This window comes from Bacillus sp. NPDC094064 (assembly GCF_050279585.1).
GTDB lineage: Bacteria > Bacillota > Bacilli > Bacillales > Bacillaceae_G > Bacillus_A.
Window position 1 is genome coordinate 23946 of sequence record NZ_JBNNUI010000002.1, and the last position, 18442, is coordinate 42387.

21 protein-coding genes are annotated in these 18442 nt (G+C 37.4%); 13 read left to right on the forward strand and 8 right to left on the reverse strand.

The features are described 5' to 3' along the window. Positions 1-168: 168 nt before the first annotated feature. The gene (locus ACQKNI_RS04665) at positions 169-1401 is read right to left on the reverse strand and encodes an ammonium transporter (RefSeq protein ID WP_088231455.1); all 1233 of its coding nucleotides are present in this window, start codon (positions 1399-1401) and stop codon (positions 169-171) included. Positions 1402-1613: 212 nt separating this feature from the next. On the opposite strand from ACQKNI_RS04665, the gene ACQKNI_RS04670 reads away from it, so the two are divergent. Both ACQKNI_RS04670 and ACQKNI_RS04675 read left to right on the forward strand, forming a co-directional pair. Beyond that, positions 1614-2924, forward strand: coding sequence for an alpha-amylase family glycosyl hydrolase (locus ACQKNI_RS04670; RefSeq protein ID WP_088231454.1), 1311 nt, complete (start codon positions 1614-1616; stop codon positions 2922-2924). 51 nt (positions 2925-2975) lie between these two features. Further along, positions 2976-3203: a hypothetical protein gene (locus tag ACQKNI_RS04675; protein ID WP_088231453.1), complete on the forward strand. Its 228-nt coding sequence runs from the start codon at positions 2976-2978 to the stop codon at positions 3201-3203. A 33-nt stretch (positions 3204-3236) separates the two neighbouring features. On the opposite strand, the gene ACQKNI_RS04680 is transcribed toward ACQKNI_RS04675, so the two are convergent. Beyond that, positions 3237-3728 (reverse strand): YajQ family cyclic di-GMP-binding protein, encoded by a 492-nt coding sequence (locus tag ACQKNI_RS04680; protein WP_001040149.1) that lies wholly within the window; start codon positions 3726-3728, stop codon positions 3237-3239. 231 nt (positions 3729-3959) lie between these two features. Here ACQKNI_RS04680 and ACQKNI_RS04685 point away from each other — a divergent pair, with 231 nt between their 5' ends. After that, positions 3960-4814, forward strand: coding sequence for a CvfB family protein (locus ACQKNI_RS04685; RefSeq protein WP_088231452.1), 855 nt, complete (start codon positions 3960-3962; stop codon positions 4812-4814). Between the two features lie 51 nt (positions 4815-4865). Here ACQKNI_RS04685 and prsA read toward each other — a convergent pair whose 3' ends face one another. After that, entirely contained in the window at positions 4866-5723 is an 858-nt protein-coding gene (gene prsA / locus ACQKNI_RS04690; RefSeq protein ID WP_088231451.1) for a peptidylprolyl isomerase PrsA, read from the reverse strand. Between the two features lie 128 nt (positions 5724-5851). Continuing rightward, on the reverse strand, positions 5852-5983 hold the full coding sequence (locus ACQKNI_RS04695; protein ID WP_080743523.1) for a DUF3941 domain-containing protein: 132 nt from the start codon (positions 5981-5983) through the stop codon (positions 5852-5854). A gap of 100 nt (positions 5984-6083) precedes the next feature. On the opposite strand from ACQKNI_RS04695, the gene ACQKNI_RS04700 reads away from it, so the two are divergent. Continuing rightward, positions 6084-6941, forward strand: coding sequence for a YitT family protein (locus ACQKNI_RS04700; RefSeq protein ID WP_088231450.1), 858 nt, complete (start codon positions 6084-6086; stop codon positions 6939-6941). 25 nt (positions 6942-6966) lie between these two features. Here ACQKNI_RS04700 and ACQKNI_RS04705 read toward each other — a convergent pair whose 3' ends face one another. From ACQKNI_RS04705 to ACQKNI_RS04715, 3 genes are all read right to left on the reverse strand, one after another. Next, entirely contained in the window at positions 6967-7164 is a 198-nt protein-coding gene (locus tag ACQKNI_RS04705; RefSeq protein WP_088231449.1) for a DUF3813 domain-containing protein, read from the reverse strand. Further along, positions 7165-7305 (reverse strand): hypothetical protein, encoded by a 141-nt coding sequence (locus ACQKNI_RS04710; RefSeq protein ID WP_000516818.1) that lies wholly within the window; start codon positions 7303-7305, stop codon positions 7165-7167. Positions 7306-7409: 104 nt separating this feature from the next. After that, entirely contained in the window at positions 7410-8219 is an 810-nt protein-coding gene (locus tag ACQKNI_RS04715; RefSeq protein ID WP_088231448.1) for a Cof-type HAD-IIB family hydrolase, read from the reverse strand. Between the two features lie 489 nt (positions 8220-8708). Here ACQKNI_RS04715 and ACQKNI_RS04720 point away from each other — a divergent pair, with 489 nt between their 5' ends. Next, positions 8709-8888, forward strand: a complete 180-nt coding sequence (locus tag ACQKNI_RS04720; protein WP_000531421.1) for a YjzC family protein — start codon at positions 8709-8711, stop codon at positions 8886-8888. A gap of 212 nt (positions 8889-9100) precedes the next feature. Beyond that, complete coding sequence (gene clpB, locus ACQKNI_RS04725; protein WP_088231447.1) at positions 9101-11701, forward strand: ATP-dependent chaperone ClpB; 2601 nt, start codon at positions 9101-9103, stop codon at positions 11699-11701. Positions 11702-11734: 33 nt separating this feature from the next. Here the strand turns inward: clpB and ACQKNI_RS04730 are convergent, their stop codons facing one another. After that, complete coding sequence (locus ACQKNI_RS04730) at positions 11735-11917, reverse strand: YjzD family protein (protein ID WP_001211113.1); 183 nt, start codon at positions 11915-11917, stop codon at positions 11735-11737. A 156-nt stretch (positions 11918-12073) separates the two neighbouring features. Between ACQKNI_RS04730 and ACQKNI_RS04735 the strand changes: the two genes are divergently transcribed. The 7 genes from ACQKNI_RS04735 to ACQKNI_RS04765 all read left to right on the forward strand — a co-directional run bounded on the left by ACQKNI_RS04735 (position 12074) and on the right by ACQKNI_RS04765 (position 18158). Continuing rightward, positions 12074-12808, forward strand: a complete 735-nt coding sequence (locus ACQKNI_RS04735) for a hypothetical protein (RefSeq protein ID WP_000028709.1) — start codon at positions 12074-12076, stop codon at positions 12806-12808. A 29-nt stretch (positions 12809-12837) separates the two neighbouring features. Further along, positions 12838-13710 carry an NAD-dependent epimerase/dehydratase family protein gene (locus tag ACQKNI_RS04740; protein WP_098252441.1) on the forward strand — a complete coding sequence of 291 codons (873 nt, stop codon included), beginning with the start codon at positions 12838-12840 and terminating at the stop codon, positions 13708-13710. A gap of 54 nt (positions 13711-13764) precedes the next feature. Then, entirely contained in the window at positions 13765-13941 is a 177-nt protein-coding gene (locus ACQKNI_RS04745) for a ComZ family protein (protein WP_001003337.1), read from the forward strand. Between the two features lie 230 nt (positions 13942-14171). After that, entirely contained in the window at positions 14172-15104 is a 933-nt protein-coding gene (gene fabH, locus ACQKNI_RS04750; protein WP_088231446.1) for a beta-ketoacyl-ACP synthase III, read from the forward strand. A 31-nt stretch (positions 15105-15135) separates the two neighbouring features. Next, positions 15136-16374 carry a beta-ketoacyl-ACP synthase II gene (fabF, locus tag ACQKNI_RS04755; RefSeq protein ID WP_088231445.1) on the forward strand — a complete coding sequence of 413 codons (1239 nt, stop codon included), beginning with the start codon at positions 15136-15138 and terminating at the stop codon, positions 16372-16374. 106 nt (positions 16375-16480) lie between these two features. Next, the gene (locus ACQKNI_RS04760; RefSeq protein ID WP_280147171.1) at positions 16481-17269 is read left to right on the forward strand and encodes a DUF2268 domain-containing protein; all 789 of its coding nucleotides are present in this window, start codon (positions 16481-16483) and stop codon (positions 17267-17269) included. Positions 17270-17411: 142 nt separating this feature from the next. Further along, a complete protein-coding gene (locus ACQKNI_RS04765) occupies positions 17412-18158 on the forward strand; it encodes a YjbA family protein (RefSeq protein WP_088231443.1) in 747 nt (248 codons plus the stop codon). The last annotated feature ends 284 nt before the right edge of the window (positions 18159-18442 follow it).

The window sequence follows — 18442 nt, forward strand, 5'->3', positions numbered from 1 at the left end:
TGTTGTGTCGAAACGTCGATATATTGAAAGAATCGCTGATATATTTAAAAAATCGTCGATATATCCGAAGAATCGCTGATATATTTATGTCGATACTAGATGGGGTATATCACCAACAAGTACAATAAAAAGAGATGCAATCTACTACTAGTAGATTGCATCTCTTTTTTAATTCACTCGCTCAGTATATTCATAAGCTTTCTCTCCATGCATCGAAATATCAAGCCCCATTTGTTCTTCGTGCTCATCGACCCGAACAGGGAGGAAGAAGTTAATCGCTTTAATAATGGCGTACGTCATGATGATGGTAAATGCATATGTTGCGCCGATTGCTACAAGTTGTTTAAACAGTAAAGTGGCATTCCCGTAAAATAATCCGTTCGCACCATCCCCGTTTACGGTAGTAGTTGCGAATAGTCCGGTCGCAATCCCGCCCCAAGTTCCTCCAATGCCGTGGCATCCGAAAGCGTCGAGTGTATCGTCGTATCCGAATTTTGTTTTTAAGAAGAACACAGCGCCAAAACATAATATGCCACCAATTGCTCCGATAAGAAGAGCGGAGAAAGGTGTAACAAATCCGCAAGCTGGCGTAATAGCGACTAGACCAGAAACAACGCCGCAAGCAGCCCCCATCGCAGTCGGTTTTGATTGGAAGAACCATTCGGAAAGCATCCAAGTTAGAGCGGAAGCAGCAGCGGCTATATTGGTATTAATAAATGCGGTTAAAGCTACGTCGTTTAAGGATAATGCACTGCCGACGTTAAAACCGAACCAGCCGAACCAAAGTAGCCCAGCGCCTAACATCGTAAATGGTAAATGGTGAGGAGAAGTACCGTTTATATTTTTTCGTTTTCCGAGGAAAATTGCTAATACAAGGCCGGCAACACCAGAAGTAATATGAACGACGTTACCACCAGCAAAGTCTAGTGCCCCGAGTTCTCTTAGCCATCCGCCGACGCCCCATACCCAATGAGCGACAGGATTGTAAACGAGTGTTGTCCATAGAAGGATAAAAATAAGGAAGGCAGAAAATCGCATTCTTTCAGCGAATGCACCTGAAATTAAAGCTGGAGTTAAGATGGCGAACATAAGTTGAAACATCATAAATAAATTGTGAGGAATAGTAGATGAGTAGTCTGGGTTTGGTGCGTAGGTAACTCCGTTTAGACCGAGCCAATCGAGATTGCCGATAAGTCCGTGCCAATCTGGTCCGAATGATAAAGAATAACCGATCATAACCCATTGAATTGAAACAATTGCCATTGCACTATAGCTATGCATTGTTGTGCTAAGTACATTTTTACTACGAACCATGCCCCCGTAAAAAAGTGCTAATCCTGGTGTCATTAACATGACCATTACTGTCGTTACAAACATAAAAACAGTATCTCCTGTATTCATTCTGTTCCCTCCTCTGATGTTACAAAAAATAACATCAATTTGTTATGTTTCATATCATATTCGAAATAAAAAGAAAAATCAACTAAAAATTCAGAAAATTTTATAATTGATGTTAGAAAATCTGACATGAAGTATTTTGTGAGGAATGAAATCAGCGTATGCGCTTCGTTTGAATAATTGGTATAATATTCTTACAATTGAAAACGTGGGGGATGCATGTGGGAAAAATACGGACTAGGGAACTATTCATTTGTTTTTGTTTAGCTGTCATTTTGTTTGTGCCAATACATACTTTTGCAGAAGAAAAGAGAGAGTGGCGAGACGAAGTCATATATTCTATTATGATTGATCGCTTTAATAATGGAGAGCCGAAAAATGACAAACAGTTAGACGTCGTTAATTTAGAAGGGTATCATGGCGGAGATATAAGAGGAATTATAAAAAGATTAGATTACATAAAAGACATGGGATTTACCACTGTTATGCTTTCTCCGCTATTTGAAAGTGGAAAGTACGATGGATTAGACGTGCAAAATTTTCAAAAAGTAAATGAACATTACGGAACGGAAAATGATGTGAAAGAGCTTGTAAAAGAAGCTCACGAAAAAGGAATGAAAGTGGTATTTCAATTTCCGCTTGGAGAAAACGAACAACAAGTAATTGACTCAATGAAATGGTGGATAAAAGAAGTCGATCTAGATGGAAGTTATGTGATACATAGTGAGAAAAAGCCGCATTCCTTTTGGGATGAAGTGCAAAAAGATATGCAAGTGATAAAGAAAGATTTTTTTGTTATGACAGATGAAGGTAGTAAAGATGATGAGTATTATGAAAGTATTGTAGAAGCATTTTCGAAAACGAATACATCTTTGACACGATTGCATGTTGTTTCTAAGAAAAAGGAGTTAACGAATACGTTTTTAGATAATCAGGAGACAAAAAGATTTACCCGTATTGCAAAAGAAAATATGTATTATCCGCCGTCTCGTTTAAAATTAGCGCTCACTTACTTATTCACATCGCCAGGGATACCGAATTTTTATTACGGAACTGAAATCGCATTAGATGGAGGGGATATTCCGGATAATAGACGATTAATGGATTTTAAATCAGATGAAAAGTTTATGCAGCATATCACTAAACTCGGTGAGCTTAGGCAAACGAGACCATCTTTGCGACGCGGGACGTTTGAACTTCTATACGATAAAGATGGAATGAGTGTATTAAAACGAAAGTATAAAGATGAGGTAACGCTAGTAGCGATTAACAATACGAAAGAGACACAAAAAGTTCCTCTTCATGCGAATTTGATTGGAGAGAAAAAGGAATTACGTGGCTTATTGGAAGATGAAATTATAAGAGAAGAAAACGGCCGATTTTATCTCGTTTTAAAGCGAGAAGAATCAAATGTATATAAAGTTAGTGAAGAGACAGGTATGAATTGGTTATTTATTTCCTTAATCGTCGGTGTGAACGTATTATTTATTGCATTTTTAATTGCGGTTAAAAAGAAACGGAAATAAGTAACTCTTTTCTTTAGTAGTTCGCCTGCAGTTTAAGAAGAGGTGAGATATTTGCAGAAAAAGAAGTGGTTCGTTCTATGTTTTTGTTTTCTTATCGTATTCGTAAGTTTGCGTTTTTGGGACAACGGTGACGATGGGGAATTTGTTCAGTGGGGTGATAGTGTTCATTCTGTTGATACGGCAGTTCTTAAGAGGAATAATATTAAATACAAAATCGAAAACGATAAAGTGTATATTCCGGAAAAATCATTTGATAAAGCAATATATTGCTGCTCATAATAAAAAACTCCTCTCATGAGAGGAGTTTTCTTTTTAGCGGTAGTTAATGAACTGTACGTCGATTGGTAAATCAGCGCTGCGAACGGCTGCGATTACTGCTTGTAAGTCATCGCGGCTTTTCGCTGTAACACGTACTTGATCATCTTGTACTTGTGTTTTTACTTTTAATTTCATTTCTTTAATGATATTGTTAATTTTTTTCGCGTTATCTTTATCGATACCTTGTTGAAGTGTTGCGCGTTGGCGAACAGTGTTACCAGTCGCAGCTTCTACTTTACCGTAGTCCAAGTTTTTAATTGGAACGTTACGTTTTACAAGTTTAGAAATTAAAACATCTTTTACTTGCTCTAGTTTGAACTCATCGTCAGAAGTTAAAACAAGTACTTCTTTTTCAAGTTTAATATCACTTTTACTTCCTTTAAAGTCATATCGGTTTTGGATTTCCTTTAATGCGATGTTAATTGCGTTTGTTACTTCAGGTAATTCTACTTTCGAAACGATGTCAAAAGAACTATCTTTTGCCATAGTTAGCACCTCCAAATAAAATTCTAATCTTTTTATGTACTGTACATACTAAAGTATAGCTGAAAACGAGCTTAGACTTAAGTGTTTTCATACTTATATTCATGTAACCTCCTTTTATTATAGTGAATTTTGGACAGTTGGACAAATAAAGGAAAAATCGTGTTATAATTAACTTTTGTTTGGAATGATAAAAAAGATAATTTGATATATATAGAAGGGAATTAAAAAAATATGTATTTGCAATTAGGAGCGATTGAACAGGTAACTGTTTTACGTGAAACAGAAATTGGATATATGGTTGGAAACGAAGAGGAAGAAATCTTCCTACATAAAAACGAAGTAGCTGGAGAAATTGAAGAAGGCGATACGATTGATGTATTCCTATACCTGGATCACCAAAATCGTATTTCAGCAACAATGAAGGAACCAATTATTACAACATATGATTGGAATTGGGTAAAGGTTGTAGAGGTTATTCCTAGTTTAGGTGTATTTGTTGATATTGGTGTATCAAAAGATATACTAATCCCGGCTGATGAGTTCCCAATTTATATGCCGGTATGGCCAGAAGTAGGCGACGAATTATATTGTACGTTAAAATTAACGAATCGTGATCGTTTAATTGCGCTTCCGGCAAGAGATAGTGATATGCAAGAGATTATCGTAGATGCGACGCCATCTATGCGCAATAAAAACGTAAATGGACGTGTGTATCGTTCACTTCAAGTAGGTTCATTCATATTAACTGATGAGCATTTCCGTGCTTTCTTACACCATACAGAAAGAAAAGAACAAGTCCGCATTGGTGAGCGTGTAACAGGTCGTATTATTGATGTGAAAGATGACGGTACAATTAACATTTCGCTTCTTCCTCGTAAAGAAGAAGGAATGGAAGATGATGCTGCAGTAATTTATGAGTATATGGAAGAACGCGGCGGAGCAATGCCGTTTTGGGACAAGAGTTATCCAGAAGACATTAAAGAGCGTTTCAATATGAGTAAAGCTGCATTTAAGCGTGCGCTTGGTAAGTTGATGAAAGAAGAAAAAGTGTACCAAGAAGAAGGTTGGACGTACTTTAAGAAATAATTTGAATAAAAAGCACCGCCTTATTTTTTATAAAAATAAAGCGGTGCTTTTTTAGTTCACTGGCTCAGACACAAGTGTAAATGTATCTTTTAAGTCGCTATCGTTTATTTTAATATTTGCCTTTTTTAATTCATCTTGTAACAATTTTTGGCTGAATGTAGGGTCAGCGATACGTTCGTCTTCCAAATTTTTGCGGATGGAGTCTTTTACTTCATTGTAAGGTTTTAAATCTTTTTTATCAGTTAATTTTATAATGTGATAACCGTTCGATGATTTAACGGGATCGCTAATTTGTCCGACCTTTAGTTTATAGGCAGCTGTTTCGAATTCAGGTGTCATTGTACCTGATGCGAAGTATCCGATGTCTCCGCCCTTCTCTTTTGATAGTAGGTCTTGTGATTCTTGTTTCGCTAATTCTTCAAATGAAGCGCCAGCGTCTAGTTTTTTCTTTATTTCTTTCGCTTCATTTTCGTCACTTACTAAAATGTGGCTCGCTTTAATATCTGGTTTATAGTGGTCTTTCACATCTTTTTCTGTAACGCTTTTCTTAACCGCTTCATTCATAGCAAGTTTGAACCTAATTTGATTTTTGAAATCAGCTTCATCTTTTAAACGGTTGTTTTCTAGTACTGTTTTGAACTGGTCTCCATATTGGTTTTTTACTTTTTCTACTTCTTTATCTACAGCGTCGTCAGATACTTTATATTTTTTGGTGATAACATCTTGTGCCATCATTTCATATAGCATGTCTTTTCCGTAACGATCTTTTAATTGCTTTTCGAAGTCGCTCTTCGTAATGGTTGAGTCTGTTGCTGTAGCGACTGTATCTGAGCCGTTTTTTTGTCCACAAGCAGATAGCATTAATATACTTATTAGTGCAGTAATAATGAAAATATGTTTCCCTCTCATGCTAACACCTCATCCGAATATGTTATCGCTATTGTAGAATATAGAAGTGAACATGAAGTGAATTTTTAATGTTTTTCCCTGTAAAATGTAAAAAAGTACATCAACAATTATGTTGATGTACGATAGGATCAAAGGTGATCGGTCTTTTTAGAATACGTACGCTTACCTTGCTGAATATTTTTTTGTTCTTGCTCATTTTTTTGTGTGCGCTTTGCATTATTATCGCGTGCTTTTTTGTCGTTATCACTCGTATGTGGCATATGTATCAACTCCATTTCTAAACGTTGTACGTTTATCATTTCCTTTTTCGTAAAGACTATGTATAGCGGTGCATTTATGAATAATAAAGGTGGATTGGAAATGGATTTAAAGTTAAATTATACCGAACTTATAAAGAAGTTAATCGTTGTAATCGTCGCAGGTTTATTAAATGCGATTGGGATGAATTTATTTTTAACACCAGCGAAAGTATACGCGAGTGGCTTTGCTGGATTGTCTCAATTATTATCGCAAATATTAGGTGATTTTTTATCCATTCATATATCTACGGGAGTATTGTTTAGTTTATTTAATATTCCTGTCGTTATTTTAGCGTGGAAAAAGGTTGGGAAGGCTTTTACGTTTTTTAGTTTTCTATGCGTCATATTTATGACATTATTTCTAGAAATTATTCCAGTTCGAGCGGTCTCGAATGATATCATCTTGAATGCAATTTTTGGCGGGATTATTTCGGCAATTGGGGTAGGGATTGCTTTAAAGTGGGGTGCTTCTACAGGTGGTTTAGATATTATCGCCATGATTTTATCGAAAATAAAGGATAAGCCTGTCGGTACGTATTTTTTCTTCTTTAATGCAATTATCATTATCGCTGCTGGCTATGTGTATGGATGGGAAAAAGCATTATACACGTTAGTTACTTTATATGTGTCAACGAGAATTATCGATGCGATTCATACTCGCCATGTGAAGATTACAGCGTTAATTGTTACGAAGAATGGAGCGGATGTACGAAAGGCGATTCATTCGCGATTAGTAAGAGGGATTACAACGATACCAGCAACAGGTGCTTATACAAATGAAAATAAAGAAATGCTAATGATTGTTATTACTCGTTATGAGTTATATGAATTAGAGAGGGTTATTAAACAAGTGGACCCAGGTGCATTTACAAACATACTGCAAACGGTCGGGGTGTTTGGATTGTTTCGAAAAGATTAAAGAGGACCAAAGCTGGTCCTCTTTTTTAATGCAAGTTCGTAATATTTTGCAATTGCTCTTGCATTTCGCGTAGCTGAACTTTTTCAGCAGTTGAAGAGTTTGCATAAGCGGATTGCAAAGCGTTTTTTGCTCTATATACGAGATCTTGTTGCTCAGCGCCACTTGAACAAGAAACGGCACTTGCAACAGCGTCTCTAGCTTGTTGGAATAGTAAGTTCCCCATTTAAACCCCTCCAAAAGAAGAGTTACTTCTCGCTTTTTCTGCCTCAGCTAATGTACCTCTGTACGGGAATCTTGCATCGTGCTTCATAATAGAATCGGCTCCTTGTTGGATAAAACGTTTTGATTTGTTCTTTTTACCCATTCGAAAAACCCCCTTTATTTAGCTGAAAACAATCGACGCGATCATGCTGCGTCTAATTATAGTATGAACATTTGGCGAGAAACTATAAGCAGGGAATTTTTAGATTACAACCCAAGAACCTCTTCTAAATATAGAGCGATACCATCTTCTTCGTTCGTTAACGTCGTATGATTAGCGAGTGTTTTTAATTCAGGGATGGCATTTCCCATTGCAATGCCGTGACCAGCAAACTCAATCATTTCAAAGTCGTTATCTTCGTCACCGAAAGCAATAATTCGCTCTTTTGGGATGTTGTAATGAGTAGAAATTTTTTGTAATCCGACCGCTTTGTTTAATCCGCTTTTCACAATTTCGATAATTGGCCAAGGTGCGCCCCATTTTCTATGGTCGATTACTTCAGCGTGCATATCAGTTAAATGTTGACGAATGGCAGTGGAATGCTCGTCATGTGCGTCAATTAATAAGCAAGTTGGATGATCATTTAAAATATTTAATAAGTCTCCTGTGAAAATCTTTGGAGAACCGAATTCGAAAATATGTTTTTTATCTTCATCAATTTCACGAACGTACACATCATCCATTACTTCAGCGTATATATTTTTTACGCCGAAATCAAAGCAAGCTCGGACGATTTCTTGCGCTGTTGCTAGCTCAAGAGGAGAGTGATGTGTTCCCCAGTTTGCATCAAGAGGATGATGTACGTAAGCGCCGTTAAAGTTTACGATAGGTGTGTTCAGACCAAGTTCTTTATAATAATCATAACTAGCGCGGAATGGACGTCCTGTTGAAATAACGACAATATGTCCTTGTTCCTTTGCTTTTTCAATTGTATGCTTCGTTCGATTGGAAATTATTTTGTTGTCTGTTAATAAAGTGCCGTCTAAGTCTAATGCGATTAAATGTTGTTTGTTCATAATTTCACCTCTTATAATAATTTTTTTGTTTCTATCTGTATTTCCGTTTTTAATATGCAGAAATAAGAGGTTAGACTCGGTGAGACCACCGTAGATGGAAAGTTCACTATATATCCATCTTACGTCCCAAAGTGCTGTGGTGTCTACTATTTATCGTTGGAAATGAAGAAAAGTCAATATCTTTTTAGAAAGTTCAAACAATGTTTCTTTCATTATGTACAAATTGTGAAAAGGGTTACATTGCTCGTATGAGGGAGCTTATAATGAACATGTAATCTTCTCGTATATGTTTGACTCTCCTTTGAAACTAGCCTAGAGTAGGTTGGTTTCTTTTTTTACAAATAGGAAAGAAATCCTTTTCTACGCTTGTGTCATTCATATATATGTACAAGAACGAGATGTAGTACTTGTTTCCTAAACATGACAGAAAAGCTTTCTTCTAAAATGGATATACTAATGAGGCAAAGACGTCATGGAAGGAGAATGGAAATGGGACAAAATCGCAGGTTTCGTTCTGGACAAAAAGCGCCAAATGATGGAATTTACGTAGAAATTGGTGAAACAGGAAGCATGGTGAAAGATCCGCAAATGGTGAAATTAACTGCCGGGGAAAAGTTTCCAGATAACACGAATCATAACCGTCAGTGGACATATAAAAGAAAACCGTAAAAGAAGCCGCAATCGTTATTGCGGCTTTTTTTACGTTACGCATTATAATTTCATTTACCGTACCGTTTTGAACAGCATCAATGCATGTTCCTGTTTTCTTTTTCCAATAATAAGTTTGAAAATACATAAGCAAATTTATTGTATAAAAAAGTCAGTTGGCGTATAATCAAATCAAAGGTCAAAGAAAGTCAAACTTTTGGAGGGCTATAAAGATGGACTTAAATCAAATGACAACAAAAACACAAGAGGCGATTATGAGTGCCCAATCTTTAGCGGTATCTCATCATCACCAAGAAGTAGATACTGTTCATCTATTACTTGCATTATTAGAGGAGCAAGATGGATTAGCAGTACGTATATTTCAAAAAATGAATGTTGATATAGAAGCATTAAAGCAAGGCGTAGAAAGCTTAATTAAAAAGAAACCTTCTGTAACGGGAAGTGGAGCAGAAGCTGGAAAATTGTATATAACAAGCACTCTGCAACAACTGCTTGTAAGAGCAGGGAAGGAAGCCGAAAAACTGCAGGATGATTACATTTCAGTCGAACATGTACTGCTTGCTTTTGCTGAAGAAAAAGGCGATATCAATCAATTATTTATAAGACTTCATATTACGAAAGATAATTTATTACAGTCTTTAATGACAGTTCGGGGGAATCAAAGAGTGACTAGTCAAAATCCAGAAGCAACTTATGAAGCGTTAGAAAAATATGGCCGTGATTTAGTGGCGGAAGTGAGAGCGGGGAAAATTGATCCTGTAATCGGCCGCGATAGTGAAATTCGCCGTGTGATCCGCATTCTTTCACGTAAAACGAAAAACAATCCGGTTTTAATTGGTGAACCAGGTGTTGGTAAAACAGCGATCGTTGAAGGATTAGCACAGCGTATTGTGAAAAAGGACGTACCAGAAGGCTTAAAAGATAGAACAATCTTTGCGTTAGATATGAGTGCACTCGTAGCTGGTGCAAAATTCCGTGGTGAGTTCGAAGAGCGTTTGCAAGCTGTATTAAATGAAATTAAAAAGAGTGAAGGACGCATTTTATTATTCATCGATGAACTTCATACAATCGTCGGCGCTGGTAAAACAGAAGGGGCGATGGACGCAGGAAATATGTTAAAACCGATGCTTGCGCGTGGTGAACTGCATTGTATTGGGGCAACAACATTAGATGAATATCGTAAATATATTGAGAAAGATCCAGCGCTAGAGAGACGTTTCCAACAAGTATTAGCAGAAGAGCCAACTGTTGAAGACACCATTTCCATTTTACGTGGATTAAAAGAGCGTTTTGAAATTTATCACGGTGTAAATATTCATGACCGTGCAATTGTAGCAGCATCCGTTTTATCAGATCGATACATTTCTGATCGATTCTTACCAGATAAAGCGATTGACCTTGTTGATGAAGCGTGCGCAACAATTCGTACAGAAATTGATTCTATGCCAACAGAATTAGATGAAGTAACGCGCCGTATTATGCAGTTAGAAATTGAGGAAGCAGCTCTTGGAAAAGAAACAGACCGTGGTAGCCAAGAACGTCTAAAAACGTTGCAACGTGAATTGTCGGATTTAAAAGAAGTTGCAAGTAGTATGAGAGCGAAATGGGAGAAAGAAAAAGAAGATATTCACAAAGTTCGTGACTTACGCGAACATTTAGAGCGCCTGCGCCGAGAGTTAGAAGAAGCGGAAGGTAATTACGATTTAAATAAAGCAGCTGAACTTCGTCACGGGAAAATTCCAGCGATTGAAAAAGAGTTAAAAGAAGCAGAAGAAATGGGCGCGCATAATAAACAAGAAAATCGTTTATTACGTGAGGAAGTAAGTGAAGAAGAGATTGCAGATATTGTTTCACGCTGGACGGGTATTCCTGTCGCAAAACTCGTTGAAGGTGAACGCGAGAAATTATTACGCTTAGAGCAAATTTTATCAGAGCGTGTCATCGGACAAGAGGAAGCGGTAAGCTTAGTATCAGACGCAGTTCTTCGTGCTCGTGCTGGTATTAAAGATCCGAACCGTCCAATTGGTTCCTTCATCTTTTTAGGACCAACAGGTGTTGGTAAAACAGAACTTGCAAAAACGTTAGCACAGTCTTTATTTGATAGCGAAGAGCAAATGATTCGTATTGATATGTCTGAGTACATGGAGAAACATGCAGTGTCACGCTTAATTGGTGCACCTCCTGGATATGTTGGGTACGAAGAGGGTGGCCAATTAACAGAAGCAGTAAGACGTAAACCGTATTCTGTTATTTTGTTGGATGAAATTGAAAAAGCACATCCAGAAGTGTTCAACATTTTATTACAAATGTTAGACGATGGCCGCATTACAGATTCACAAGGGCGTACGGTAGACTTTAAAAACACGGTTATTATTATGACTTCAAATATTGGATCTGCTCACTTATTAGAAGGGCTAGAAGAAGATGGCTCTATTAAAGAAGAGTCAAGAGAACTTGTAATGGGGCAATTAAGAGGGCATTTCCGACCAGAATTTTTAAACCGTGTTGATGAAATTATTTTATTCAAACCTCTTACAACGAATGAAATTAAAGGTATTGTTGATAAAATTGTAAAAGAATTACAAGACCGTTTAGCTGACCGTCACATTACAGTGGAATTAACAAATGCAGCAAAAGAATTCGTTGTAGAAGCAGGCTTTGACCCAATGTACGGAGCTCGTCCGTTAAAACGATATGTACAGCGTCAAGTCGAAACGAAGTTAGCACGAGAGTTAATTGCAGGAACGATTACTGACAATAGTCACGTAGTGGTTGATGTTGAAAATAACGAGTTAGTCGTTCATGTGAAATAAAAAAAGAGTTCGGATAAAATCCGGACTCTTTTTTTAATGTTGTTCTACTGGCTCGTTTGGAATCGTAGCTGAAATCGCTAGTACTAATACCGCAAGAACAACTGAGAAAATAGACGCTTGGTTAAAATCGTATGTACCGCCAGTCATAGAGCCGATTACGTAGCTCATCATATGTACAAGCGCGAACGACCAAATTAATGCCCAAATGAAACGCATATTTTACACCTCTATTCGTTCAATCTGTCCTTATTGTAACACAATTGAAAAAAGAATATAGAAAAATATTTGTAGATTTTTCAACGCAAATTTGCATTCCGTTCATACATTATAAAAGAGTGGTTTTATACGTTTAGAAAATAAGGCGGGGGAAAAATGAGTATTACGGAACGTTTTTTTTACTTAGAAAAAGAACCATGTGTCATTTATTTACCGGAGAAGCCAAATGGGTTTTCGGTTATGCTCCTCGGTGATTACAACTACTTTATTGAGAATGGTACAAGTTTATGGACACAGCATGCGGGAAGATCTTATTTTTTACATGGTCTTATTGAGGAAGGCTACACGGTCTTTTCTTCTAATTTATATGGGAGACACTGGGGGAACGATCAATCTGTTCGTCTAGCGAAACGTTTATATGATGTTGTTTTGAGAAAAGAGACATTAAATACGAAAATGCACATTATGGCAGATGGTATGGGTGCGCTTGTAGCGCTTGAAATGATGAACAAATACCCTGAAAGTATACGTTCTGTCATTATGTTAAATCCGTGTTTAGATTTGCCAGAATATGTGGAGTTCGAAAAAGAGCATAAGTTTTTTTACAAAAGATTAGTGAAGGAATTAAGTTTGGCGTACGATTCAAAAGAAGAAGAATTAGAATCAAAAATAAATAAGAAATCATTTACGCTTCTTCCGTCTTGTGTACCTGTTAAAATTTTCGTATCAACACAAGAAAAAAGAGGAAGAAAACAATTGTTACGTAAATACGAGAAAATGAGGCAATTTAATCAATGTGATACTTCTGTCTTATTCCATCTCCAAGATGTGAAATATAAAATGGTTAGACAAACGACTGATTTCTTTAAAAAATATGAAGAAGAATTGTGAAGCTCCCATATACATAAATGAGGAGCTATTTGTTTCAAGGGGAAAGGGTTGGTGGTATGGAACGCGTGCTGATTATAGGTGCACTTACGTTTGTAGGTTATCACCTTGTGAATAAAATGATCGCAGAAGAAGTAGAAGTGTATGGACTTGATTTTGATGAATTCGATAGTATGACAAAAATTAATGAAGAGAAGATATTGTTAATTGGGCGAAATGCTTTATTTACGTACTATTCCATAAGGGATGAGGATGGATGGAGATCAGTAGAGGGAGAGAATTTTGACACCGTTTACTTTTGCTTGTATGAACCGAATCAGCAAAGCGGATTTCGTAATGAAAGAGTCATATTACAATATTTAAAGCGGATGATAAAAATGTGTGAAGAGCAAAAAATAAAGTTAAATTTAATCTCTTCTATTGAAGTAGGAAGCCAAAAGGAATCCGAAAATAAACGTCTATTTTTGAAAGTGGAAGAAGGATTAAAAAAAGGGAAATTACAATATAGTGTATTTCGAGTTCCTACATTATATGGACCGTGGCAACCATCTTTTATGATGTATCATCAGCTCATTTTATCAGAACTGGATGAGAAAGAGTGCCGTTGTACGAGTGAGGAAAAAGGGGGCGATTTACTTTACGTTGAAGATGTATGTGAATACTTATGGGAAAATGGAACGAACGGGGACCATGTTGGTATATACAATTTACTCAGTGGTAAACCGTCGTTATGGGAAAAAGGTATGAGCCTTTTACGTGCAGATGATAAAGTGAGTAAAAATAGTAAAGAAGAAAGAGATGAGGCAGCCGAGGATATTTCAATTAAAAGAAATACCCCGTTAGAATACGGTTTAAATAAGCAATTGGCCCACATGAAAAAATATAAAGAGTTATACGAAGGGTAGCGCGCATGTTACACTATTGTATGTGAAAGTTTTATTGGAGAGGAAGAATAGAATATGAACGAAAAAAGCATGCAATTTTTACAAATCGCAATGAAGCATTTACCAGAAGCAAAGGCAATTTTAGATTCTAATGGAATTGCACTTGATATGGAGAAAGCACAACCAGTGTTAGAGCTATTGATGAAAGTAATGAACGAAGCATATGAGCTTGGGAAAGCAGATAAAGAATAAAACCCTTCTTTTTGATGGGAGAGAGGCTCGAACCGTGGTTAGAAGCGGTCAGGGCCTTTTTATTTGGAATGAAACAAGAAAAGGTATGTTTCTGTTTCTTTTAATGAAAAATAAAGTGAATAATGCGTTAGCCTTATGTTTTAGGTGAAATATATTATAGACAAAAATACATTTATGTTTTAAAATTAGTACCAAGTCATAATAATTGATATAAAACGGAGGGCTGCGATGTGAGCGTGGGCATTTTAGGGATCGGAAGATATGTGCCAGAAAAAGTAGTCACAAATCACGATTTAGAGAAAATAATGGATACATCCGATGAATGGATTCGTACGAGAACGGGAATTGCAGAAAGACGCATTGCCGATGATACAATAGATACTTCATATATGGCGGTAGAGGCTTCTAAGAAAGCACTTGAAGACGCTGGGATTAGCGGAGAGGACATCGATCTTATTTTAGTAGCGACAGTAACGCCAGATCGTGCTTTTCCAGCAGTGGCTTGTGTGATTCAAGAAGCAATTGGGGCGAAACATGCAGCTGCAATGGATTTAGGTGCAGCGTGTGCTGGTTTTATGTACGGAATGATTACAGCGCAGCAATTTATTCAAACGGGAACTTATAAAAATGTATTAGTAGTTGGTAGTGATAAACTTTCTAAAATTGTAGACTGGAATGATCGCAATACAGCAGTATTATTTGGAGACGGAGCCGGTGCTATCGTAATGGGAGCTGTTTCAGAAGGAAGAGGCGTTCTATCTTTCGAATTAGGAGCAGACGGAAGTGGCGGTAAGCATCTTTATCAAGATGAGTATGTTATGATGAATGGCAGAGAAGTCTTTAAATTTGCCGTTCGTCAACTTGGTGATTCATGTCTTCGCGTTTTAGATAAGGCTGGTCTTACGAAAGAGGATGTGGATTTCTTAGTGCCGCATCAAGCGAACATTCGTATTATGGAATCGGCAAGAGAGAGGTTGAATTTACCACAAGAAAAAATGAGTATGACAATTGAAAAGTTTGGTAATACATCAGCTTCGTCAATTCCAATTGCAATGGTAGAGGAATTGCAAAATGGACGTATTCAAGACGGTGATTTAATTATACTTGTTGGTTTCGGTGGCGGATTAACATGGGGAGCAGTCGCTCTTCGTTGGGGTAAATAAGGACTGAGAGAAAAAAAGGAGTGTATTTTGTATGGAAAAAAAGAGGGTCGTAATTACAGGACTAGGAGCTGTTACACCGGTCGGAACAGATGTTGAAACAGCATGGGAAAACATTAAAAAGGGTGTATCTGGAATCGGACGACTTACAAGAATTGATCCAGAAATGTTTCCAGCAAAAGTAGCAGCAGAAATTAACGACTTTGAAGTCGAGAAATATATTGATAAAAAAGAAGCGCGTCGTATGGATCGCTTTACGCAATATGCAGTAGCAGCAGCGAAAATGGCAGTTGCAGATGCAAAGCTTGAGATTACAGAAGAAAACGGACCTCGAATTGGTGTGTGGATTGGTTCTGGTATTGGTGGTATGGAGACATACGAAGAACAATTTAAAGTTTTTACTGAGAAAGGCCCGCGCCGCGTGAGCCCATTCTTCGTACCGATGATGATTCCAGATATGGCAGCAGGTCAAGTATCAATCGCAACAGGAGCGAAGGGAATCAATACTTGTTCTGTAACAGCTTGTGCATCTGGTGCAAACTCAATTGGTGATGCATTTAAAGCAATTCAGCGCGGTGATGCTGACGCAATGATAACAGGTGGAGCAGAAGCGCCGTTAACAAGTATGGCATTCGCAGGATTCAGTTCAGCGAAAGCTTTAACATTTAATGAAGATCCAGCAACAGCTTGCCGCCCGTTCGATAAAAACCGTAGTGGTTTCGTAATGGGTGAAGGTTCAGGTATTCTCGTTCTTGAAGAATTAGAGCACGCATTAGCTCGTGGCGCTCGTATTTACGCGGAAATCGCTGGCTATGGTGCAACTGGTGATGCATTCCATATTACAATGCCTGCTCCTGGCGGTGAAGGCGGCGTGCGTGCAATGCGTCAAGCTTTAGCAGATGCAGGTCTACAGCCAGAGGACATCGATTACATTAATGCGCACGGTACAAGTACAGATGCGAATGAAAAGTATGAAACGATGGCAATTAAAGAAACGTTCGGTGAGCATGCGTATAAAGTAGCAATTAGCTCAACGAAATCAATGACAGGTCACTTATTAGGAGCGGCTGGTGCTGTTGAAGCGATCTTCTCGATTAAATCAATTACAGACGGAGTAATTCCTCCAACAATTAACTATGAAACACCAGATCCAGAATGTGACTTAGATTACGTACCGAATAATGCGAGACAACAAGAAGTAAACGCAGTATTAAGTAACTCACTAGGATTCGGCGGTCATAATGCAGTATTAGTATTTAAATCGTATAAATAATAGATGAAATAAGGTGTTTTTTCGTAACAAACTACGAAAAAACACCTTATTTATTTTTACGTCTTTTTTCCTTTTTGCATATACATAAGAAAAAGGAGGGATAAAGATGGGGATTGTTGAAACAGCTGAGTGGCTACATCTATATTACGGACGGCCAGAAAAACTGTGTGAAAAATTTACGAAGTATATCCCATTGCCGAAAGAAAGATTGTATCGATTTTTAATTTCTAAAGGTATGTATCGCCCAGTCATGCGAGGAGAAAAAGAAATTAAAGAGTTAGAGAAGAAGGAAATTTGGAAAGAGTTAAGTATAGAGTATGATAAATTGAAAAATTGGTTAAAAGGTCCGGATGTCCCTATCTTTATTTTATTATCAGATTCCTATAATCGAACTGTACAAGAAGAATATAACGGGAAAGCAGGGCTTTCGATGCGCCACGTTATTTTCTTGTTCGTATGTGGGCGGAATTCTTTAGAAGAGTTAAAAGCGTTATTGGCACATGAATATCATCATATATGCAGGTTACATCAAATTGAAACGAAAGAAACAGAGTATACATTACTTGATACGATGATCATGGAAGGGTTAGCTGAGCAAGCAGTAGCGGAAAGGTATACAGAAAAAAACAATGCACCGTGGACGACGTACCTTTCAAAAGAAGAAGCACTTTATTATTGGAGGAACGTTGTACACGAAAGAATAACGATAAAACGGGGAACAAGGGAGCATGACATCTTATTAAATGGCCTTCATTCCTATCCGAAAATGCTTGGTTATGCACTTGGCTTTCATATTGTAAAAGATTGTGTAGCATTGGAAGAAGATACACTATCTTTATTATCTATAGATGCGAAAGAAATATTGAGTAAAGCAAATACATTTCATGTGCCATGAAAAACAGGAGATATGGCTCCTGTTTTTTTAAATAGTATAGAAGAAAAAATAATAATTAGAATATATTTCCTTAAGTGGAATAAAGTTAAGCAAAAATGAACATAATGATTGGTACAAACAGTAGTGAAGTGAGGGGTAGAGAATGTTATATCTACATGATGTATGGGTAAATTGGTTTGAAGGTGAAGAAAATGGGTATAACGTTTGTCATTTTTACGAATGGCGGAAAGATGATACGATTGAACTATTAGATCAAGTGCCATTATTAAAAGTAGATTCCACATTATATCATTACATCGAGAACGAATTGTTAGAGCTTCCGCAAAAGTTATTGGAAGACGTACATCATAAGGCTTATATTCGTAAAAATCACGAACGTTTGCAACAAGAATATTGTTTTGTAGTTACAGATGGTAAAGGAATTATTGCGATTGATTCAATTGGTTACAATGTACCAATTCGAAAAAGCAGACTTATACCTCGCCAAGAGCAGATGGTATATGAGATGGTGGAAAACGTACAAGCAGAAAAGTATGAGTTCCAAGTGGAAGAAACAGAAAAAGAGCATCATATTTTATCGCCATCTCCTTTTATTATGAATGGTTTGACTCGTAAAGAAAGACAGTTAAAACAATTATTATTTATGGCGTTAGATCAATTACATACAACGAAAAATACAGCTGAGATTCGCTATTGGTACACAGAGTGGGATCCATCAGCATATGGAACGGTTCAACATATGGAGTTTGAAGATATTTGGGCTAGATTATATGATGAAGCGAAATCAGGCTGGTCTGAGAAGCACCAACAATTATGCGAGCGCCTTGTAAAAGGACAGCCATTTTTTGAAAAGTTATGGGAAATGGAAAATGAGCAGAAGGTAAATTAAAAAAACCGCCAATTGGCGGTTTTTTTTTATGGATTCGGCAAGAATGCTCGGCCTTCCTGCGAGGCAAAAAGCGCCTCGCAGGAAGGAGCTCCATCCCCCTCACATTCTAAGCGAGCCGCTTCCGCTTTTTATGAAATCCAGCTCCAGCGGCAAGCTCTTCGTGTCTAAGAACCTTCCGCATAAGAAGGCAAAAAGCGCCTTTTATGCGAAAGAACCTTAGCCAGTCAGAGCTGAACGAGCCGCTTCCGCTTTATATGAAATCCAGCTCCGGCTCCTAGCCCTTC